This window comes from Pseudomonas sp. PDM31 (assembly GCF_019218965.1).
In the GTDB taxonomy this organism is placed as follows: Bacteria; Pseudomonadota; Gammaproteobacteria; order Pseudomonadales; family Pseudomonadaceae; genus Aquipseudomonas.
On record NZ_JAHUWS010000002.1, the window covers coordinates 276,111 to 295,873 of the forward strand.

19 protein-coding genes are annotated in these 19,763 nt (G+C 59.4%); 11 read left to right on the forward strand and 8 right to left on the reverse strand.

Annotated features, from left to right (window positions below):
• Window position 1: 1 nt before the first annotated feature.
• The gene (gene rpmG, locus KW839_RS04475; RefSeq protein ID WP_007894709.1) at window positions 2-157 is read left to right on the forward strand and encodes a 50S ribosomal protein L33; all 156 of its coding nucleotides are present in this window, start codon (window positions 2-4) and stop codon (window positions 155-157) included.
• A gap of 172 nt (window positions 158-329) precedes the next feature.
• On the opposite strand, the gene KW839_RS04480 is transcribed toward rpmG, so the two are convergent.
• Window positions 330-542, reverse strand: coding sequence for a hypothetical protein (locus tag KW839_RS04480; RefSeq protein ID WP_060542569.1), 213 nt, complete (start codon window positions 540-542; stop codon window positions 330-332).
• Window positions 543-734: 192 nt separating this feature from the next.
• Window positions 735-1,097 (reverse strand): cupin domain-containing protein, encoded by a 363-nt coding sequence (locus KW839_RS04485; protein WP_060542568.1) that lies wholly within the window; start codon window positions 1,095-1,097, stop codon window positions 735-737.
• Window positions 1,098-1,323: 226 nt separating this feature from the next.
• On the opposite strand from KW839_RS04485, the gene KW839_RS04490 reads away from it, so the two are divergent.
• On the forward strand, window positions 1,324-2,817 hold the full coding sequence (locus KW839_RS04490) for an aldehyde dehydrogenase (RefSeq protein WP_218423556.1): 1,494 nt from the start codon (window positions 1,324-1,326) through the stop codon (window positions 2,815-2,817).
• 190 nt (window positions 2,818-3,007) lie between these two features.
• Complete coding sequence (locus tag KW839_RS04495; RefSeq protein WP_060542566.1) at window positions 3,008-4,150, forward strand: MFS transporter; 1,143 nt, start codon at window positions 3,008-3,010, stop codon at window positions 4,148-4,150.
• Between the two features lie 14 nt (window positions 4,151-4,164).
• Here KW839_RS04495 and KW839_RS04500 read toward each other — a convergent pair whose 3' ends face one another.
• Both KW839_RS04500 and KW839_RS04505 read right to left on the reverse strand, forming a co-directional pair.
• On the reverse strand, window positions 4,165-5,739 hold the full coding sequence (locus tag KW839_RS04500) for a phospholipase D family protein (protein WP_218423557.1): 1,575 nt from the start codon (window positions 5,737-5,739) through the stop codon (window positions 4,165-4,167).
• A 60-nt stretch (window positions 5,740-5,799) separates the two neighbouring features.
• Window positions 5,800-7,233: a PLP-dependent aminotransferase family protein gene (locus KW839_RS04505; RefSeq protein WP_060542564.1), complete on the reverse strand. Its 1,434-nt coding sequence runs from the start codon at window positions 7,231-7,233 to the stop codon at window positions 5,800-5,802.
• A 179-nt stretch (window positions 7,234-7,412) separates the two neighbouring features.
• Here KW839_RS04505 and KW839_RS04510 point away from each other — a divergent pair, with 179 nt between their 5' ends.
• Window positions 7,413-7,655 carry a DUF1127 domain-containing protein gene (locus KW839_RS04510; protein ID WP_218423559.1) on the forward strand — a complete coding sequence of 81 codons (243 nt, stop codon included), beginning with the start codon at window positions 7,413-7,415 and terminating at the stop codon, window positions 7,653-7,655.
• A 127-nt stretch (window positions 7,656-7,782) separates the two neighbouring features.
• Here KW839_RS04510 and KW839_RS04515 read toward each other — a convergent pair whose 3' ends face one another.
• Window positions 7,783-9,096: an FAD-binding oxidoreductase gene (locus tag KW839_RS04515; protein WP_218423561.1), complete on the reverse strand. Its 1,314-nt coding sequence runs from the start codon at window positions 9,094-9,096 to the stop codon at window positions 7,783-7,785.
• Window positions 9,097-9,243: 147 nt separating this feature from the next.
• Between KW839_RS04515 and KW839_RS04520 the strand changes: the two genes are divergently transcribed.
• Window positions 9,244-9,597, forward strand: a complete 354-nt coding sequence (locus KW839_RS04520) for a YkgJ family cysteine cluster protein (RefSeq protein ID WP_218423563.1) — start codon at window positions 9,244-9,246, stop codon at window positions 9,595-9,597.
• A 125-nt stretch (window positions 9,598-9,722) separates the two neighbouring features.
• Here the strand turns inward: KW839_RS04520 and KW839_RS04525 are convergent, their stop codons facing one another.
• The gene (locus KW839_RS04525) at window positions 9,723-10,211 is read right to left on the reverse strand and encodes an Lrp/AsnC ligand binding domain-containing protein (protein ID WP_003177284.1); all 489 of its coding nucleotides are present in this window, start codon (window positions 10,209-10,211) and stop codon (window positions 9,723-9,725) included.
• 157 nt (window positions 10,212-10,368) lie between these two features.
• Here KW839_RS04525 and dadA point away from each other — a divergent pair, with 157 nt between their 5' ends.
• The 6 genes from dadA to KW839_RS04555 all read left to right on the forward strand — a co-directional run bounded on the left by dadA (window position 10,369) and on the right by KW839_RS04555 (window position 16,950).
• Window positions 10,369-11,673 (forward strand): D-amino acid dehydrogenase, encoded by a 1,305-nt coding sequence (dadA, locus tag KW839_RS04530; protein ID WP_218423565.1) that lies wholly within the window; start codon window positions 10,369-10,371, stop codon window positions 11,671-11,673.
• Window positions 11,645-11,998 carry a RidA family protein gene (locus KW839_RS04535; protein ID WP_060542560.1) on the forward strand — a complete coding sequence of 118 codons (354 nt, stop codon included), beginning with the start codon at window positions 11,645-11,647 and terminating at the stop codon, window positions 11,996-11,998. The genes dadA and KW839_RS04535 overlap by 29 nt, the downstream gene beginning before the upstream one ends.
• Before the next feature lie 96 nt (window positions 11,999-12,094).
• Window positions 12,095-13,168, forward strand: coding sequence for an alanine racemase (gene alr / locus KW839_RS04540; protein ID WP_060542559.1), 1,074 nt, complete (start codon window positions 12,095-12,097; stop codon window positions 13,166-13,168).
• Window positions 13,169-13,295: 127 nt separating this feature from the next.
• Entirely contained in the window at window positions 13,296-13,844 is a 549-nt protein-coding gene (locus tag KW839_RS04545) for a cupin domain-containing protein (protein WP_008023455.1), read from the forward strand.
• 183 nt (window positions 13,845-14,027) lie between these two features.
• A complete protein-coding gene (locus tag KW839_RS04550; RefSeq protein WP_060542558.1) occupies window positions 14,028-14,441 on the forward strand; it encodes a cytochrome c5 family protein in 414 nt (137 codons plus the stop codon).
• Window positions 14,442-15,027: 586 nt separating this feature from the next.
• Window positions 15,028-16,950, forward strand: a complete 1,923-nt coding sequence (locus KW839_RS04555) for an acetyl-CoA hydrolase/transferase C-terminal domain-containing protein (RefSeq protein ID WP_218423567.1) — start codon at window positions 15,028-15,030, stop codon at window positions 16,948-16,950.
• Window positions 16,951-17,076: 126 nt separating this feature from the next.
• On the opposite strand, the gene KW839_RS04560 is transcribed toward KW839_RS04555, so the two are convergent.
• Together KW839_RS04560 and rep are read right to left on the reverse strand one after the other, a co-directional pair.
• Entirely contained in the window at window positions 17,077-17,649 is a 573-nt protein-coding gene (locus KW839_RS04560; RefSeq protein ID WP_060542556.1) for a xanthine phosphoribosyltransferase, read from the reverse strand.
• A gap of 58 nt (window positions 17,650-17,707) precedes the next feature.
• Window positions 17,708-19,717: a DNA helicase Rep gene (gene rep / locus KW839_RS04565; protein WP_060542555.1), complete on the reverse strand. Its 2,010-nt coding sequence runs from the start codon at window positions 19,715-19,717 to the stop codon at window positions 17,708-17,710.
• Between the last annotated feature and the right edge of the window lie 46 nt (window positions 19,718-19,763).

Consider the following 19,763-nt stretch of genomic DNA (forward strand, 5'->3'; position numbering starts at 1 on the left):
CATGCGTGAATTGATTCGTTTGATTTCGAGCGCCGGTACTGGTCACTTCTACACTACCGACAAGAACAAGCGTACTACTCCGGACAAAATCGAGATCAAGAAATTTGATCCGGTTGTTCGCAAGCACGTGATCTACAAAGAAGGCAAAATCAAGTAATTGATTTTTCCCTCTTACGAAAAAGGCCCGTATCGCGAGATACGGGCCTTTTTTGTTGGGCTGAAAAAAGTGGATCGGTAGATGCAAAAAAACGCCCGAAGCAGCGCATCGGGCGTTTCGTATTACCAGGTGCTTCTGGTCGCTTCAGCCCCGCGACAGGGCTGCAATGAGATCAATTTCCCATGGTGACATGGGTGATGATTTCGTTTTCAACCCGCAGGTTGATGCGTGCAGGGTTGTAGTCCTTGGTCATGATGAACCCGATGCCTGTCGGGCGTACTGCCAGGCCGGTCTTGTTGGCGAGTTCTGCACGCAGCTCTTCGGAGTAATGTTTGCCGATGTACTGCTGGGCGGTGATCAGATGTTGGTTCAAATCCAGAGTCATGAATTGCTTCCTTGCTAAAAGTTGATTTGAGCGAATTTGCTCTCGCCACCCGTCATGGGTGGCGTGGGAAAAGTCTGGATTAATCCCCGGCGTTTTTCATCCTCCGCACTGTGACGCGATGTTTTTCCAGCGCCTCGAGCAACAAAAAGCCCGCCATGAGGGCGGGCTTTGGGGTGGTTCAATCGGCCGGCTTCAAGCCTTCTGCTCAAATGCCACATAGATCTTGCGGCAAGGCTCAAGTACCTCCCAGGTACCCTTGAACCCGGCCGGGATCACGAAACGATCGCCCGCGCGCACGGTTTTGCTATTGCCATCGCTGTCGCGCAGCACTGACACGCCTTGAACGATTTCGCAGTATTCATGTTCGGTAAAATTCACCAGCCACTGGCCGACTGCGCCTTCCCACACGCCCGCATTCAACTGCCCGCACGGACTGTTGTAGTGGTTGTACACCGCTTGCTCCGGGTCGCCCTTGAGGACTTTGGCCGGGTCTGGCCGGTAGCGTTCGGGTTGAGTGTTGGCCTGGCTGAAGTCGACGACGTCCTGGATGCTCATTGTTGTAATCCCCAGAGATTGCGTTGGAAAAGCCCAAGTCTATGTTTATTAAAATGAACATCGCAAGGCCGTTTGCCGGTGTTGTGTCAAATATATTGAAACTTCACCTGTCGCTGGTTTAGGGTGACGGGATGCCTTGGGCCGAAAAACAGGCTGGCCGGGCAGAATTCCTGACAGCGCCCGCGAAGAACGCGGGTGTCGTATTCAATAAGAGGAGGACACTCGCATGACCACCCTGACCCGTGCCGACTGGGAACAACGTGCCCGCGACCTGAAAATCGAAGGCCGCGCCTACATCAATGGCGAATACACCGATGCTGTCTCCTCCGAGACTTTCGAGTGCATCAGCCCGGTCGATGGCCGTCTGCTGGGCAAGATTGCCAGCTGTGACGCCGACGACGCCCAGCGCGCCGTGGAAAACGCCCGCGCCACCTTCAACTCCGGTGTCTGGTCGCGCCTGGCGCCGACCAAGCGCAAAGCCACCATGATCCGTTTCGCCGGCCTGCTGAAGCAGCATGCCGAAGAATTGGCATTGCTTGAAACCCTGGACATGGGCAAACCAATCAGCGACTCCCTGTACATCGACGTTCCCGGCGCGGCACAAGCCCTGAGCTGGAGCGGCGAAGCCATCGACAAGATCTACGACGAAGTCGCCGCGACCCCGCACGATCAGTTGGGTCTGGTGACCCGTGAGCCGGTCGGTGTCGTGGGCGCCATCGTGCCGTGGAACTTTCCGCTGATGATGGCCTGCTGGAAACTCGGCCCGGCGCTGTCCACCGGCAACTCGGTGATCCTCAAACCGTCGGAAAAATCTCCGCTGACCGCCATCCGCATCGCGGCGCTGGCTGTAGAAGCCGGCATTCCGAAAGGCGTGCTGAACGTACTGCCGGGTTACGGCCACACTGTCGGCAAAGCCCTGGCCTTGCATAACGACGTCGACACCCTGGTGTTCACCGGTTCGACCAAGATCGCCAAGCAATTGCTGATCTACTCTGGCGAATCGAACATGAAGCGCGTCTGGCTCGAAGCCGGCGGCAAGAGCCCGAATATCGTGTTCGCCGATGCGCCGAACTTGCAGGAAGCCGCCGAAGCCGCTGCCGGCGCTATCGCCTTCAACCAGGGCGAAGTCTGCACCGCCGGTTCGCGTCTGCTGGTGGAGCGTTCGATCAAGGACAAATTCCTGCCGCTGGTGATCGAGGCACTGAAAACCTGGAAGCCGGGCAACCCGCTGGACCCGTCAACCAATGTCGGTGCGCTGGTGGATACGCAGCAGATGAACACCGTGCTGTCCTATATCGAGTCGGGTCATGCCGATGGCGCCAAACTGGTGGCCGGCGGCAAGCGCACCCTTGAGGAAACCGGCGGCACTTACGTCGAACCGACAATTTTCGACGGCGTGAGCAACGCGATGAAAATTGCCCAGGAAGAAATCTTCGGGCCGGTGCTGTCGGTCATTGCGTTCGACACCGCCGAAGAGGCTGTCGCGATTGCCAACGACACGCCTTATGGTCTGGCCGCTGCAGTGTGGACCAAGGACATTTCCAAGGCTCACCTCACCGCCCGGGCACTGCGTGCCGGTAGCGTGTGGGTCAACCAATACGATGGCGGCGACATGACCGCGCCGTTCGGCGGCTTCAAACAGTCTGGTAACGGTCGCGACAAGTCGCTGCACGCATTCGACAAGTACACCGAGCTGAAGGCGACCTGGATCAAGTTGTAAGTCAGTAGGGGAGGCCTGATTTGGATCAGGTCTCTCAAACGACAAAGATCCCCTGTGGGAGCGGGCTTGCTCGCGAAGGCGCCGTAACAGTCAACATAGACGTTGAATGTGCTGGCCACTTCGCGAGCAAGCCCGCTCCCACATTGTTTTGTGGTGGTTGAAAAAATAACAATCCACAGGAGCGTGGAACATGCGTTGGGCGACTTATTTCGCCGTGTTGGCGTCTGTCTTGAGTGTCGGCCTGGCCTTGGGCGTCAGCATGCCGTTGGTTTCTTTTCGCCTGGAAAGCTGGGGTTACGGCTCGTTTGCAATTGGCGTGATGGCAGCGATGCCGGCGATCGGCGTATTGCTGGGGGCGAAGATTTCCAGCCATCTGGCGGCACGCCTTGGCACGGCCAACCTGATGCGCCTATGCCTGTGGGCCGGGGCAGTTTCCATAGGTCTGCTGGCGCTATTACCGAGTTACCCCGTCTGGTTGCTGCTACGGCTGATGATCGGGGTGATCCTGACCCTGGTGTTCATCCTCGGTGAAAGCTGGATCAATCAACTGGTGGTCGAGCAATGGCGGGGGCGCCTGGTGGCGTTGTATGGCAGCAGCTACGCGCTGAGCCAACTGGCCGGGCCGGTGCTGCTTGGCTTCCTGGGCACGGAGCACGATTACGGCTTTTGGGTGGGTGTCGGTCTGTTGCTGGCCGCGCCGTTCCTGTTGCTCGGGCGAAGCGGTGCGCCTTCCAGCGAAGCCAGCAGCGTGACTTTCGGTGACTTGCTGAGTTTCTGTCGTGGCCTCCCGGCGATTGCCTGGGCGGTCTCGCTGTTTGCCGCATTCGAAGCCATGATCCTGACGCTGCTGCCGGTCTACTGCCTGCGTCAGGGCTTTACCACGGAAATTGCGCTGGCGATGGTCAGCACCGTGGTGGTGGGTGATGCCCTGCTGCAGTTGCCCATTGGCGCTTTGGCCGATCGCCTGTCGCGGCGTGCGCTGTTTACCGGTTGCGCGTTGATATTGCTGGTATCGAGTCTGGCGATCCCGATGTTGATCGACACGTTGCTGATCTGGCCGCTGTGGGTTCTGTTCGGCGCCAGTGCCGGTGGGTTGTTCACCTTGTCACTGATTCTGATCGGCGAGCGCTACCGCGACGATGCGCTGGTGCGAGCCAATGCGCACGTGGCACAGCTGTGGGGGATTGGCTGTCTGGTCGGGCCGCTGCTGGCCGGTGCTGGCAGTCAGTGGGTCAGCGGGCACGCGCTGCCGTTGCTGATGGCAGCGGGGGCCTTGGGTGTGCTGATTGTGGTGTTGCGGCAAGGGGCGTTTGGTACGGCGCAAGCTGCATAGATTTTTTGGGGTTTCTACAACATCCGCTCCAGGCCAACGGTGGTGCTGAGCCATGCATTGACCCGTCGCCACCAGCTCGCTGGCTCCTTGGTCAGCGTGTGCATTTTGCCGTCGTCTTCGGTGGTCCAGACGACATGGTCTTTTTCCAGTTTCACCTCATAACTCAAGGCGGGTGCCATGCCCTGGAGCGCCAGCTCACGGACTCGGGCCGCGAGTTCCGGGCTGTCTACCAACACGCCGACTTCGGTGTTCCATAACACCGAGCGAGGATCGAAATTGAAAGAGCCGATGAAGGATTTTTGCTGGTCGAAAATGATCGCCTTGCTGTGCAGGCTGGAATCGGAGCCGCTATAGGCGGCGCTGGAGAACAGGCGCGGTCCACTACCACCGGGGCTGTCTTCACCGGGTTGGCGGCGCAATTCGAACAGCCGCACGCCGTGTTCCAGCAGCGCCTTGCGATAGGGTGCGTATCCACCGTGTACCGCCGGTACATCCGTGGCCTGTAGTGAATTGGTCAGCAAACTCACCGAGACCCCGGCGTCGGCGCGTCCGGTAAGGTAAACAAGTCCGGGTTCGCCGGGCACGAAGTAAGCCGAAACCATGATCAGCTCTTTGCTGACGCCATCGAGCTCGGGCGTCAGTTGCGTGGTCAGCAGCAAATGCGGATCGGGTTCGCCCTTGGCCAGCACCTTGCTGGGCGCATCCCAGAGCGCCTGGCTCCAGGCCCAGATTAGCTCCTGACGCCAAGTATCGAGGCGCGGGTGAGTGGTATAGGTCATCAGGCGCTGGTAAAGCGCATGATTCTGTCTGCGGTTTTCTTCCAGCGATTTTTCCAGGCCGGCACGGGTCTCCTTCAAGTCCTGGGCGGTCGGTTTGCTCGACAGGAATTCGTCGATCGGCTTGCTCAACGCGCTGTTCCAGTACTGGTCGAAACCGTGTCCGAGCTCGTCGGCGACAGGGCCAACGCCGAGGATGTCGATGTCGGTGAAGTTCATATTGGGTTCGGCGTCGAAATACTCGTCCCCCAGATTGCGCCCGCCGACTATGGCCATGCTGTTGTCCGCCAGCCACAACTTGTTATGCATGCGCCGATGTTGCTGCGACAGGTTCAGCAGCCGCCCCACGGTCCGCGTCACTCCGGTACTGCGCCCCAGATTCAACGGGTTGAACACGCGGATATGGATTTTCGGGTGAGCGGCGAGGGTGCCGATGAACTGGTCCAGGCCATCGCTGGCGGTATCGTCGAGCAGCACCCGAACACGTACACCACGGTCGGCGGCCTTGAGCAGTTCATCGATCAGCATCCGTGTGCTGATACCGTCGTGCACGATGTAGTACTGCAAGTCGAGACTGCTTTGCGCGTTGCGGATCAGTTCGGCCCGGGCTGTGAAGGCTTCGGTGCTGTCGGACAGCAGGCGGAAGCCGGATTGCCCCTTATAAGGCGCGGCCTGCGCCTGGACCGAACGACCAAACGCCGAATCCGAGGCTGGCAGCGCCTGGCTGGACTCTCGCCGAATGTCGAAGCTGGCGCATCCACTCAGGAACGAAGCGATTAGCAGGAGAACAAGCAGGGGCTGACTGACTCTCACGTTAGGTCGTTCCAGTTGGCGAGGAGTAATGACATATGGATGCTGGATTCCGGATAAAAGTCAGTCACTGAATGGGTCGTTTTCCGCCAGCAATTTGATCGCCATTGCGCCGACCTTGCGCACCGCTTCTTCGATCTGCGGTGTTGGTTTGGCAGCGTAGTTCATGCGCAGGCAATTGCGGTATTTGCCCGAGGCGGAAAAAATGCTGCCGACGGCGATCTGTACGCCCTGATCATCCAGGGCACGATTGAGTTTCAGGGTATCAAAGCCTTCCGGCAGTTCGACCCATAGCATGAAGCTGCCTTGCGGACGACTGGCGCGGGTTCCGGCGGGGAAGTAACGGGTCACCCAGTCAATCATCATGTCGCGATTGCGCTGGTATTGGGTGCGCATCCGGCGTAAATGCGGCTCGAAGTGGCCGCCCTTGAGAAATTCGGCGATGGCGATCTGCGGTTGCGGAGCGGTTGAGCCGGTGCTGATGTATTTCATGTGCAGCACCCGTTCCAGATAACGGCCGGGCGCAACCCAGCCGATACGCAAGCCGGGGGCCAGGGTCTTGGAAAACGAGCTGCACAACAGCACGCGCCCGTCTTCGTCGAAGGATTTGATCGTGCGCGGGCGAGGATAGGTGTAGGCCAGCTCGCCATACACATCGTCCTCGATGATCGCCACGTCAAATCGCTGTGCGAGTGTCAACAACGCGCGTTTGCGCGACTCGGGCATGATGTAGCCCAAGGGGTTGTTGCAGTTGGGCGTCAGCTGTATGACTTTGATCGGCCACTGCTCCAGGGCCAGTTCGAGCGCGTCGAGGCTGATTCCGGTCAGCGGATCGGTGGGAATTTCCAGGGCTTTCATGCCCAGGCCCTTGAGGGTCTGCATGGCGCCGTGAAAGCTCGGCGAGTCCACCGCCACAATGTCGCCGGGCTCGCAAATCGCCCGGATGCTGGTGGAGAGCGCTTCGTGGCAACCGGTGGTGACTACCAGTTCGCCGCAGCCCAGCTGGCAGCCGGAGTCGAGCATCAGGCGGGCGATTTGTTCGCGCAGTTCGAGGTTGCCATGAATGTTGTCGTAATACAGGCCAGGCATGTCCTGGCGCCGGCTGATCCGGGCCAGATCGCGTAGCAGTGGTTTCATGGTCGGGCTGGTGATGTCCGGCATGCCGCGCCCCAGTTGCACCACATCCTTGCGCGGCACTGCGCGAATAAGCTCCAACACCTGATCCCATTGGGAGATGTCTACCGGACGTTGCGCCGGGCGGCCTACCGCCGGCAGGTCCGGCAGTTCGCGGCTGGCTGGAACGAAATACCCGGATTTTGGCCTTGGCGTGGCCAGCCCGCTGTCTTCCAGCACTCGATAAGCCTGCTGCACCGTGCTCAGGCTGACCCCGTGCTCGACGCTCAGCGCCCGCACTGAGGGCAACCGGTCACCGGGGCGATAGAAGCCCTGTTCAATACGCGTGCCGAGCAATTCGGCGAGATTGACGTAAAGGGTCATGGCGCAGCCTCGTGGGTGGTGATCCGATAAACCAGTACAGATACGGCAAAAATCGAGGATTCAGACGCAACAACAGCAAATCTGTATGGAGTTAATACGGATAGATTGAATCTGTAATGCTTTTGCCCGCCCGCGCATCATGGAATCTCTGGCTACCCAAGTAAACAGGAGCGACCAAAATGAACGGCTTGAGCGATGTGCGGCTGACGTTACACAGTCAGGAACTGGCAACAGGGCAGAAAAACGGCATGCGCGCAACAATGCGCAACGCGCCGTCCTGTCTGAATCGCTGGGGCCTGTTCTGGCATCGTCTGCACACGCGCCAGGCGTTGCTGGCGCTGACGCCGGATCAGTTGAAGGACATCGGCCTGACCCGTGAGCAGGCGCTGGAGGAGGGGCTGAAACCCTTCTGGCGGATCTGAAATAGGCAGTGTTCTTCAGGGCCTCTTCGCGGGCAAGCCCACTCCCACAATGGATCTGTGATCGACGCATATCCCCTGTGGGAGCGGGCTTGCTCGCGAAGGCGCCAGACGTGTCGCCGCCATTCTTTCAGACCAACTCTTTAAGCCGATGCCAAAGCATCCCCAACGCCAATAACGGCGAACGCAAATGCTTTCCACCTGGGAAGGTAATGTGCGGCACCTTTGCAAACAGATCGAACCCACCGCTCTGTTGACCGCTGATGGCTTCGGCCAGCAGCTTGCCCGCCAGATGCGTGGCATTCACACCATGCCCGGAATAGGCTTGGGCGTAGTAGACATTCGGCTGGTCCTTGAGACGTCCAATCTGCGGCAGACGGTTGGCGCCGATGCCAATCATGCCGCCCCATTGATAGTCGATCTTCACTGCGTCCAACTGCGGGAAGACCTCCAGCATTTTCGGGCGCATGTAAGCGGCGATGTCTTTCGGATCGCGCCCCGAATAATGGCAGGCGCCGCCGAACAGCAGGCGTCGGTCCGCCGAGAGCCGGTAGTAATCCAGCGCCACCCGTTGGTCACAGGCTGCCATGTTCTGCGGTAGCAGTTCCTGGGCCTGTTCTTCGCTCAGTGGCTCGGTGGCGATGATGTAGCTGCCAGCGGGCAAGACTTTGCCGCTGAGTTCTGGATTAAGTCCGCTCAAGTAGGCATTGCAACCCAGCACGAGAGTCTTGGCGCGTACCGCACCTTGGGCGGTATGAACCTTGACCTGCGGGCCGTAATCGATGCGAGTGACAGCTGAGTGCTCGAACAGCCTGACTCCCAACTGCTGCGCTGCAGCGGCTTCGCCCAAAGCCAGGTTCAGTGGATGCAAGTGCCCGGAACCCATGTCGATCAGTCCGCCGACGTAACGCCCGGAGCCGACTACGGTGTGCATTTCGTTGGCTTGCAGCAGGCGGGTTTCATAGCGATAGTCGAGGCTGCGCAGCTCTTCGGCATCCTCGGCGAAACCTTCAAGGTCGCGGGGCTTGTTGGCCAGGTCGCAGTAACCCCAGGTCAGGTCGCAGGGGATCTGAAAGTGTTCGACCCGCTGGCGGACGATTTCCACGGCTTCCAGGCCCATGAGTTTCATCTGGCGTACACCGTCCACGCCGATCACATTGGTGAATTGCTCAAGGCCGTGGCCGACGCCGCGAATCAGCTGCCCGCCATTGCGACCGCTGGCGCCCCAACCGATCTTGTGGGCTTCGAGCAGCACCACACTGAGCCCGCGCCCGGCGAGCTCGATCGCCGTGTTCAACCCGGAAAATCCGCCGCCAACCACGCACACATCGGCCACCACTTCGCCCTGAAGCACCGGGTGCTCAGGCTGCGCAAGGCTGCTGGCGGCGTAATACGAGGCGGTGTGCTGGTGGTGTGCAGCAGGCTGTTGAGCACGGGCATTCATGTGCGTATTCCCGATTCATGTGTTTAGAAAATTTGACGGAGCATAAGCCGGACTTTCCCGAGCGGGCAACACTGGTCGGTTGCTGCTGTCTGGATCCGGGCTTTTGCGTCAGAATCGCGCTCCAATCCGCTATTGGCCACCGCTTCAATGGACTGCAACAGTCAGAAAATCCGTACGCTGCGCCAGCAGATTCCCTCTTTCGAGTGCGTGCCTGGCTGCCACGACTGCTGTGGACCGGTGACCACCTCGCCGGAAGAAATGTCGCGCCTGCCGCGCAAGACCCGCGCCGAGCAGGATGCTGCGATGGACGAGCTCAATTGTGTGCATCTGGGGCCGAACGGTTGCACGGTGTATGACGAGCGGCCGCTGATCTGCCGGCTGTTCGGTACCACCAGGACATTGCCATGCCCTAATGGACGGGGGCCGGTGGAGTTGATACATCCGCGGGTGGAACAGCAGGTGTTCGAGTACATGGCCAGCACCCGGCAGGTGCTGGTCTAGGTAGACCGAGTCGCTACCTTCGCGAGCAAGCCCGCTCCCACATTTGACCGGGTTGTCCCAGATGAACGCGATCAAATGTGGGAGCGGGCTTGCTCGCGAAGGCTGTCGAACAGACGCCGCAAGCTTCAATCCGGAATCGGCAAGCTCAGGCTCTCTTTCACTTCTTCCATCACGATATAGCTCTTGGACTCCCGCACATGGGGCAGCTTGAGCAGGATGTCGCCGAGCAGCTTGCGGTACGAAGCCATCTCGGAAATCCGCGCCTTCACGAGATAGTCGAAATCCCCTGACACCAGATGACATTCCAGTACATGGGGCAATTTCAGCACCGCGCGTCGGAACTCTTCGAAGGTATCACCGGATTTGTAGTCCAGGCTGATCTCCACGAACACCAGGAGACTACCCTTCAAGTGCTGCGGGTTGAGCCGGGCGTTGTAGCCCATGATGATCCCTTCGCGCTCCAGGCGCCGGACCCGCTCGGTACAGGGCGTGGTCGAGAGCCCGACCTTTTCCCCCAGCTCGGTAAAGGAGATGCGCCCGTCCGCCTGCAGGATTCGCAAGATGTTGCGGTCGATCTTGTCGAGCTCCCGTTTGGTCTGAGTGTTGGTCCGCATAGGGGATGCGCCTCCGTGAAAAGGGTTTTTGCCGAGAATTGTCGCCAAATATAGGCGTTTATATAGTGAAATGCACTGGCAGATCTTTTTTACACTGCGCACATCTGTAGCTCTGATCAACAAACGTCAGCGGTTCGCCGCGATGAGGGATATGAAAATGCGCGTCATGGTCTTGGGTAGCGGCGTCATCGGTACCACCAGTGCTTATTATCTGGCCCGTGCCGGATTTGAAGTGGTGGTCGTGGACCGGCAGCCGGCTGCTGCCATGGAGACCAGTTTCGCCAATGCCGGGCAAGTCTCGCCGGGTTATGCCTCGCCGTGGGCTGCGCCGGGTGTGCCGCTCAAAGCCATCAAGTGGCTGTTGCAGCGCCATGCGCCACTGGCGATCAAGGCCACTGCCGACATCGATCAATACCTGTGGATGGCCCAGATGCTGCGTAACTGCACGGCCAGCCGCTATGCAGTGAACAAGGAGCGCATGGTCCGCCTGTCCGAGTACAGCCGTGACTGCCTCGACGAACTGCGCGCTGAAACCGGCATTGCCTATGAAGGCCGCAGCCTCGGTACTACCCAATTGTTCCGTACCCAGGCCCAGCTTGACGGCGCAGCGAAAGACATCGCCGTGTTGAAGGAGTCCGGCGTACCGTTTGAGTTGCTCGACCGCGAGGGCATTGCCCGCGTCGAACCAGCCCTGGCCCAGGTGACCGATATTCTCGCCGGTGCCCTGCGCCTGCCGAACGACCAGACCGGCGACTGTCAGATGTTCACCACTCGCCTGGCTGAAATGGCCACGAAACTTGGTGTGCAGTTCCGTTTCGGCCAGGACATCCAGCGCCTCGACTTCGCCGGTGACCGTATCAATGGCGTGTGGATCGACGGCAAGCTGGAAACCGCTGACCGCTACGTGCTGGCTCTGGGCAGCTACTCGCCGCAACTGCTCAAGCCGCTGGGCATCAAGGCACCGGTGTATCCGCTCAAGGGCTACTCCCTGACCGTGCCGATCACCAATGCGGCGATGGCTCCGACCTCGACCATTCTCGACGAGACCTACAAGGTCGCGATCACCCGTTTTGACAACCGCATCCGCGTTGGTGGCATGGCGGAAATTGCCGGTTTTGACCTGTCGCTGAACCCGCGTCGACGCGAAACCCTGGAGATGATCGTCAACGATCTTTATCCTCAGGGCGGCGATCTGGCCCAGGCCAGCTTCTGGACCGGCTTGCGTCCGACCACCCCGGACGGCACGCCGATTGTCGGCGCTACCCCATTCAAGAACCTGTTCCTGAACACTGGTCACGGCACGCTCGGCTGGACCATGGCGTGTGGCTCCGGCCGCTTGCTGGCTGACCTGATGGCGAAGAAAAAGCCGCAGATCAGCGCCGAAGGCCTCGATATTTCCCGTTATGGCAGCAAAATCCAGGAGTCTGCAAAGCATGTCAGTCCAGCGCCAGCTCACCAATGAGCGCATGAGTCAGGTCGTCACCCATAACGGCACGGTGTACCTGGCCGGGCAGGTCGGCGACGACATGAACGCCGGGATTGAACAACAGACCCGTGAAACCCTGGCCAATATCGAGCGTTTGCTCGACCTGGCCGGTACCGACAAGAATCATCTGCTGTCGGTAACTATTTACCTGAAAGACATCGACGCGCATTTCGAAGGCATGAACGCGGTGTGGGACAAGTGGCTGCCAAAAGGCGTCGCCCCTGCCCGTGCCACCGTTGAATCGAAACTGTGCGAGCCGGAAATTCTGGTTGAGCTGTCGGTTGTAGCGGCTCTGCCATAAGCCTGTCACAAAGATCCCTCTTCCGGTGCTGCTGGCGGTTTACGCCGACAGCCAGCGCCGGTTTTTTTTACAAAACCCGACCAGAAGTCTGCCGCCATGCGTCCTGCCCGTGCCCTGATCGACCTTCAAGCCCTGCGTCACAACTACCAGATCGCCCGTGAACTGACGGGGGCTCGCGCCCTCGCAGTGATCAAGGCCGATGCCTATGGCCATGGCGCGGTGCGTTGCGCCCAGGCGCTGGAAGCCGAGGCGGACGGGTTTGCTGTGGCGTGCATCGAAGAGGCTCTGGAGTTGCGGGCGGCGGGCATTCACGCGCCGGTGTTGTTGCTGGAAGGTTTTTTCGAAGCCTCAGAGTTGTCGCTGATCATCGAGCATGATTTCTGGTGCGTGGTGCATTCGTTATGGCAACTCGAAGCCATCGAGAAAGCCGTATTGAGCAAGCCGATTACCGTATGGCTCAAGCTTGATTCGGGTATGCACCGGGTGGGCTTGCATCCGGCGGATTACCAGGCGGCTTATCAACGCCTGCTGGCCAGCGGCAAGGTCGCGAAGATCGTGCTGATGAGCCACTTCGCCCGTGCCGATGAGCTGCACGAACAAACCAGCGCCGAGCAGGTGGCTGTGTTCGAGGCGGCGCGTCAGGGCTTGTCCGCCGAGGTCAGCCTGCGCAACTCCCCGGCGGTACTCGGTTGGCCACAGATTCCGAGCGATTGGGTACGTCCGGGCATCATGCTCTACGGCGCCACGCCGTTCGAAGAAGCCAATGAAGTCGCCTCGCGCCTGCAGCCGGTGATGACCCTCGAATCGAAAGTGATCTGCGTGCGTGAACTGCCGGCCGGCGAACCGATTGGTTACGGCGCCAGGTTTATTACGTCCAAACCGATGCGCGTGGGCGTGGTAGCCATGGGGTACGCCGACGGCTATCCGCGCCAGGCACCGACCGGTACCCCGGTGCTGGTCGCCGGGCAGCGCAGCCAATTGATCGGCCGGGTATCGATGGACATGCTGTGCATCGACCTGACCGATGTGCCGCAAGCCGGCCTGGGTTCGACCGTCGAATTGTGGGGTAAAAACATCCTCGCCAGCGAAGTGGCCATGGCTGCCGGGACGATTCCTTATCAGATCTTCTGCAACCTGCGCCGGGTGCCAATGCTCTATTCCGGGGCTTAGTGCCAGGAACGCCAGACCGGAAGTCGCCTCACCGGACAGGATTCGGGCCAAAGTGTTGTAAATACTGAACGCTGTCGCCATGATAACGCTCATTATTCCAACAAACCTGATTCCTGGAGGCGCAAGCTTGGACGTCGGTGAACGACTGCAATCCATCCGTAGGCTCAAGGGCCTTTCCCAGCGTGAACTCGCCAAACGGGCGGGGGTCACCAACAGCACCATTTCGATGATCGAGAAGAACAGCGTCAGCCCCTCGATCAGTTCGCTGAGGAAAGTACTGGGCGGGATTCCCATGTCCATGGTCGAGTTCTTTTCCGAAGAAATCCTGCAGGAAAAACCGACTCAGATCGTCTACAAGGCCAACGAGCTGATCGATATCTCCGATGGTGCGGTGACCATGAAGCTGGTCGGTCGGGCGCATCCCAGCCGGGCTATCGCGTTTCTCAATGAAATCTATCCGCCAGGCGCCGACACCGGGGACGAGATGCTCACCCATGAGGGCGAGGAAACCGGCATTCTGGTCGAAGGAAAGCTGGAGCTGGTGGTCGGGCTGGAAACTTTTGTGCTCGAAGCTGGCGATAGCTACTACTTTGAAAGTACCAAGCCTCACCGTTTCCGTAATCCGTTCGATGTGCCTGCGCGACTAATCAGCGCAGCCACGCCGGCGAATTTCTAAGGGGAAGAGGCGTCCTGCCAGTATCGCAGAGGCGTCCGGGGTGTTTTTTCGCCAGCGCCTAAGACCCCTTCGACTTTGGGGTTGTTTCAGTGACGCGGGCTTACCGCTATACTTGCGCCCGCCTGCGAACCGTGGCCGTAGGCGTGACTAGCCACCATTGAGGGTGAACGCGTGAATCTAATTATGAAAATGCTGGCTGCACCAGCAACCGTATTGGCCCTATGGGCTGTCAGCGCTCAAGCTGCGACCAACGACGATATCGCCAAACGCCTTGAACCGGTCGGTCAAGTCTGTGTTCAGGGTCAAGAGTGCAAGGGCATGGAAGTCGCTGCCTCTACCGGTGGTGGCGGAGGTGCAAAAGCGCCTAAAGATGTCATTGCAAAACATTGCAATGCTTGCCACGGCACCGGCCTGCTGGGCGCACCGAAAATCGGTGACAAGGCTGCCTGGAAAGAGCGTGCTGATCACCAGGGCGGCCTCGACGGCATCCTGGCCAAAGCCATCACCGGCATTAACGCAATGCCGCCAAAAGGCACCTGCGCTGACTGCTCTGACGATGAGCTGAAGGGCGCTATCAAAGAGATGTCCGGCCTGTAATTCGCCGAACCTTTCGCCAAAAAAACCGCTTTCGAGCGGTTTTTTTGTGCGTGTCGTTCAGGGTTGGATAGTGTGGGGTGATAGAGAGCCGTCCCCTCACCCCAGCCCTCTCCCAAAGGGAGAGGGGGCCGACCGAGGTGTCTTGCGTGATACATCGACCTGAAACATCGGGTTGATTATGGATTCAGAGCGGTACTTGCGATTCTTTGGCAGCCCCCCCAGGCCTGGTCCCAGCCCTCCCGAAACGTCCGGCCGCCCGTGGTGGCTTGTGTAATACATCGACCTGAAACATCGGGTTGATTATGGATTCAGAGCGGTACTTGCGATTCTTTGGCAGCCCCCCAGGCCTGGTGCCAGCCCTCCCGAAACGTCCGGCCGCCCGTGGTGTCTTGTGTAATACATCGACCTGAAAAGATCGGGTCGATTATGGATTCGGTACGGTACTTTCAGGTCGATGTGGCTCTTGAACAACCCTCAGTCGGTCCCCTCTCCCTTGGGAGAGGGTTAGGGTGAGGGGCTGTTCTTTGCAGCAAACTCCCGGCAAGCTCGGTCGTACCCTATTCACGGAACGGTTGGGAGGCTTCAGATGGTGCAGTTGTGTTCGATCGAACAGGCAGTGGATGACGTTTTGGCACGCTTGCCGGCGCATATTCACATGGGCCTGCCGCTAGGGCTGGGCAAACCCAACCACTTCGTCAACGCGCTGTACCGGCGTATTGCGCAGTTGCCCGAGCGGCGGCTGACGGTCTACACCGCGCTGTGCCTGGGCCGGCCTGCCTTGGGCGATGGCTTACAGAAGCGCTTCCTGGAACCCTTCGTAGAAGAGGTTTTCGGCGATTATCCGGAACTGGATTTTCTCGCCGATCTGCAGCAGGACAAGTTGCCGCACAACGTTCACATCCAGCAGTTTTTCATGCAGCCCGGCAGCCTGCTCAATAGCGCAACGGCGCAGCAGGATTACGTCAGCAGCAACTACAGCCATGCCGCCCGGGATATCAACGCCGCCGGCTTGAATCTGGTGGCGCAACTGGTGGCCAGCCACGGCGAGCATCCTGATCGCTTGAGCCTGAGCTGCAACCCGGACATCACCCTCGACCTGTTGCCGATGATCGCCAGGCGCCGCGCTGGCGGCGAAACCATTCTGATGGTGGGCCAGGTGCACAACGATTTGCCCTACATGCATGGGGATGCGCAAGTCGGTATCGACACCTTCGACCTGCTGATCGACGAGAAGGACAACAGCACACTTTTCTCCACGCCGAACATGCCGGTGGGTTTCCAGGACCATTTCATCGGCCTGCACGCCAGTGCACTGGTGCGCGACGGCGGCACGCTGCAGATCGGCATCGGCTCCATGGGCGATGCCCTGACGGCAGCGCTGTTGGCGAGACAGGCCGACAACGGTGGTTACAAGGCTTTGCTGGAGGATGTAGACCTCGGCCTGTGGGCGCAGCTCATTGCCCGTGAAGGCGGTGTCGATCCCTTTGTCAGGGGCTTGTACGGTTGCAGCGAAATGTTCGTCAACGGCCTGCTGGTGCTGGCTGAGGCCGGTATCGTGAGGCGCAAGGTTTACCCGGACGTCGCGACCCAGCAGCAGGCGAATGCCGGTACGCTGGACGAAGCCGCGCAGGCTGACGGTATTTCGGTGCATGGCGGTTTCTTCCTCGGCCCGCGCACTTTCTATGAGCGCTTGCGCGAGATGCCGCAGAGCAAGCGCCTGGAATTCAACATGACCCGCATCAGCTACATCAACGAGCTTCACGGCCAGGAAGAACTCAAGCGCTTGCAACGTCTCGATGCGCGGTTCATCAACACCGCGTTCACCGTGACCCTCCTCGGTGCTGGCGTAGCGGATCAGCTGGAGGACGGGCGTGTACTCAGTGGTGTTGGCGGACAGTACAACTTCGTGGTTCAGGGCCATGCGCTGGAAGGTGCACGGTCAGTGTTGCTGCTGCGTAGCTGGCGCGAATCAGGCGGGGAGGTCAGTTCGAACATCGTCTGGGAATACGGTCACTGCACGATACCCCGGCACCTGCGCGACATCGTGGTCACCGAGTACGGCATTGCCGATCTGCGCGGCAAGACCGATGCGGCGGTGATCGAAGCGTTGCTCAATATCAGCGATTCGCGGTTTCAGCCCGGGTTGATCAAGCAGGCGCAGAAGGTCGGCAAGTTGCCGAAGGATTTCCTTCTTGATCCACGGTTCACCGAGAACAACCCACAGCGTTTGCAGGCGATTCAGGCGCGGCATCCGCATCTGTTTGCGGAATATCCATTGGGGTGCGATTTCACCGGGGTAGAGCGGGATTTGTTGCGGGCGCTGAACTGGTTGAAGAGCAAGTTCAAACTGAGCGAAGTGCTGGAGCTGGGCAAGGCAGCGCTGGATGCGCCGCAGGCATCGTTGTATCCAGAGCATTTGGCGCGGATGCAACTGACCAGTACGGAGGGGTTGAAGGAAGATTTGTATCAGCGGTTGCTGCTGGCCGGCCTGAAAGCAACCGAGCAATAACAGACAACCCAAAACAACTGTGGGAGCGGGCTTGCTCGCGAATGCGGTGTACCTGTCAATAAACCTCTCGACTGACACACCGCATTCGCGAGCAAGCCCGCTCCCACAGGAGGTAGACGGTGTGACTTAGTCGATAAAGGTCACGACACCACCGGCCAGCGATTGCACACGCGCCAATGACTCAACGCGATAACCCTGCGAATCCAGCTCGGCACGGCCGCCCTGGAACGATTTTTCGATCACGATCCCCAGGCCTGCCACTGTCGCACCGGCTTGCTTGATGATCGAAATCAGCGCCTGGGACGCCTTGCCGTTGGCCAAAAAGTCATCAATGATCAGCACGCGGTCGCTGCTGGTCAGGTGACGCGGGGAGATGGCCACAGTGCTTTCAGTCTTCTTGGTGAACGAGTAAACGGTCGCCGACAGCAGATTTTCGGTCAGGGTCAGGGACTGTTGCTTGCGCGCGAAGATCACCGGTACGCCAAGGTTCAGGCCGGTCATGATCGCCGGTGCGATGCCCGAGGCCTCGATGGTGACGATTTTGGTGATACCCGAATCCTTGAACAGCGTGGCGAATTCGTCGCCGATCAGCTTCATCAGGGCCGGGTCGATCTGGTGGTTCAAAAAGGCGTCGACCTTCAGGACCTGGTCGGAAAGCACGATGCCCTCTTCGCGAATTTTCTTGTGCAGTGCTTCCATGAAGCTTGTCCTCATTTGGCGTGTTTTACGCCGAAGGTCTAATTAAAAGTGGTCAATTCTAACGCTTTAACATCGCGCGTATATCCGCCAATGCGCTATTGCCACGTACGGCTTTGACTTCGGTCGGGGTGTCGTCGTTGCCTTCCCAGGCCAGATCGTCCGGCGGCAGCTCATCAAGGAAGCGGCTGGGTGCGCAATCAATGATCTCGCCGTACTGCTTGCGCTTGGCGGCAAAGGTGAAGGCCAGGGTCTGGCGCGCGCGGGTAATGCCCACGTAGGCCAAGCGGCGTTCCTCTTCGATGGTGTCGGCTTCGATGCTGGAGCGGTGCGGGAGGATTTCCTCTTCCATGCCCATGATGAACACGTAGGGGAATTCCAGGCCCTTGGAGGCGTGCAAGGTCATCATTTGCACGCCTTCGGCGCCGTCTTCCTCTTCCTGCTGACGCTCCAGCATGTCGCGCAATACAAGCTTGCCGATGGCGTCTTCGACGGTCATTTCGCCGTCTTCGTCTTTCTCCAGAGTGTTCTTCAACGCCTCGATCAGGAACCAGACGTTACCCATGCGGTAATCGGCAGCCTTGTCACTGGAGCTGTTGGTGCGCAGCCAGTTCTCATAGTCGATGTCCATGACCATGCTGCGCAGGGCCGAGATCGGGTCTTCGCCGGCGCACTGCTCGCGGACCTTGTCCATGAAGCGCTTGAAGCGCGACAGGCGATCGGTGAAGCGGCTATCCAGATGCTCGCCCAGGCCGATTTCGTCGGTGGCGGCGTACATCGAGATTTTGCGCTCGGTGGCGTAGTTGCCCAGTTTTTCCAGCGTCGTCGAACCGATCTCGCGGCGCGGCACGTTGATCACCCGCAGGAAAGCGTTGTCATCGTCAGGGTTCACGATCAGGCGGAAGTAGGCCATCAGGTCTTTCACTTCCTGGCGACCGAAGAAGCTGTTGCCGCCGGACAGGCGATACGGCACCTGGTGATGCTGCAGCTTCAGTTCGATCAACTTGGCCTGGTAGTTGCCGCGATAGAGGATCGCGAAATCGCTGTAAGGGCGGTCGGTACGCAAATGCAGGCTGAGGATTTCCACGGCCACGCGCTCGGCTTCGGCATCTTCGTTGCGGCAGCGGATCACGCGGATCTCGTCACCGTGGCCCATTTCACTCCACAGCTGCTTTTCGAATTCGTGGGGGTTGTTCGAGATCAGCACGTTGGCGCAGCGCAGGATGCGGCTGGTGGAGCGGTAGTTCTGCTCCAGCATCACCACTTTCAGGGACGGGTAGTCGTCCTTGAGCAGCATCAGGTTTTCCGGACGGGCACCGCGCCAGGCGTAGATCGACTGGTCGTCGTCACCCACCACGGTGAACTGGTTGCGTTTGCCGATGAGCATTTTCACCAGCAAATACTGGCTGGCGTTGGTGTCCTGGTATTCGTCCACCAGCAGATAGCGCACCTTGTTTTGCCACTTCTCCAGAATGTCGGCGTGCTCTTCGAACAGCTTTACCGGCAGCAGGATCAGGTCGTCGAAGTCCACCGCGTTGAACGCCTTGAGCGTGCGCTGGTAGTGGGTGTAGACGATGGCGGCGGTCTGTTCCTTGGGGTTGCGCGCGTTTTCCAGGGCCTGGGGCGGCAGGATCAGGTCGTTTTTCCAGGCGCCGATCATGTTCTTGATCTCGTCGACGCCGTCGTCGCCCGAGTATTCCTTCTGCATGATGTCGGTCATCAGGGCCTTGACGTCGGTCTCGTCGAAGATCGAGAAACCGGGTTTGTAGCCCAGCCGCACGTGTTCCTTGCGGATGATGTTCAGGCCCAGATTGTGGAAGGTGCACACCGTCAGCCCGCGTCCTTCGCCGGCGCGCAACAAGGTGCCGACCCGTTCCTTCATCTCGCGGGCGGCCTTGTTGGTGAAGGTCATGGCGACGATGTACTGGGCGCGAATGCCGCAGTTCTGGATCAGGTGCGCAATCTTGCGCGTGATCACGCTGGTCTTGCCGGAGCCTGCACCGGCGAGCACCAATAGAGGGCCGCCGACGTAGTTCACGGCTTCTTGCTGCCGGGGATTGAGTCGGGACATAGCTAAATTCAGGAGTCAGTCACGAAATGGGCCGGCATTTTAACAG

What these genes read in the sequence shown, in the direction of transcription:
- rpmG (WP_007894709.1), top strand. Translation starts at nt 2, where the DNA reads ATGCGTGAATTGATTCGTTTGATTTCGAGCGCCGGTACTGGTCACTTC.
- KW839_RS04480 (WP_060542569.1), bottom strand. Translation starts at nt 542, where the DNA reads ATGACTCTGGATTTGAACCAACATCTGATCACCGCCCAGCAGTACATC.
- KW839_RS04485 (WP_060542568.1), bottom strand. Translation starts at nt 1,097, where the DNA reads ATGAGCATCCAGGACGTCGTCGACTTCAGCCAGGCCAACACTCAACCC.
- KW839_RS04490 (WP_218423556.1), top strand. Translation starts at nt 1,324, where the DNA reads ATGACCACCCTGACCCGTGCCGACTGGGAACAACGTGCCCGCGACCTG.
- KW839_RS04495 (WP_060542566.1), top strand. Translation starts at nt 3,008, where the DNA reads ATGCGTTGGGCGACTTATTTCGCCGTGTTGGCGTCTGTCTTGAGTGTC.
- KW839_RS04505 (WP_060542564.1), bottom strand. Translation starts at nt 7,233, where the DNA reads ATGACCCTTTACGTCAATCTCGCCGAATTGCTCGGCACGCGTATTGAA.
- KW839_RS04510 (WP_218423559.1), top strand. Translation starts at nt 7,413, where the DNA reads ATGAACGGCTTGAGCGATGTGCGGCTGACGTTACACAGTCAGGAACTG.
- KW839_RS04515 (WP_218423561.1), bottom strand. Translation starts at nt 9,096, where the DNA reads ATGAATGCCCGTGCTCAACAGCCTGCTGCACACCACCAGCACACCGCC.
- KW839_RS04520 (WP_218423563.1), top strand. Translation starts at nt 9,244, where the DNA reads ATGGACTGCAACAGTCAGAAAATCCGTACGCTGCGCCAGCAGATTCCC.
- KW839_RS04525 (WP_003177284.1), bottom strand. Translation starts at nt 10,211, where the DNA reads ATGCGGACCAACACTCAGACCAAACGGGAGCTCGACAAGATCGACCGC.
- dadA (WP_218423565.1), top strand. Translation starts at nt 10,369, where the DNA reads ATGCGCGTCATGGTCTTGGGTAGCGGCGTCATCGGTACCACCAGTGCT.
- KW839_RS04535 (WP_060542560.1), top strand. Translation starts at nt 11,645, where the DNA reads ATGTCAGTCCAGCGCCAGCTCACCAATGAGCGCATGAGTCAGGTCGTC.
- alr (WP_060542559.1), top strand. Translation starts at nt 12,095, where the DNA reads ATGCGTCCTGCCCGTGCCCTGATCGACCTTCAAGCCCTGCGTCACAAC.
- KW839_RS04550 (WP_060542558.1), top strand. Translation starts at nt 14,028, where the DNA reads ATGAAAATGCTGGCTGCACCAGCAACCGTATTGGCCCTATGGGCTGTC.
- KW839_RS04555 (WP_218423567.1), top strand. Translation starts at nt 15,028, where the DNA reads ATGGTGCAGTTGTGTTCGATCGAACAGGCAGTGGATGACGTTTTGGCA.
- KW839_RS04560 (WP_060542556.1), bottom strand. Translation starts at nt 17,649, where the DNA reads ATGGAAGCACTGCACAAGAAAATTCGCGAAGAGGGCATCGTGCTTTCC.
- rep (WP_060542555.1), bottom strand. Translation starts at nt 19,717, where the DNA reads ATGTCCCGACTCAATCCCCGGCAGCAAGAAGCCGTGAACTACGTCGGC.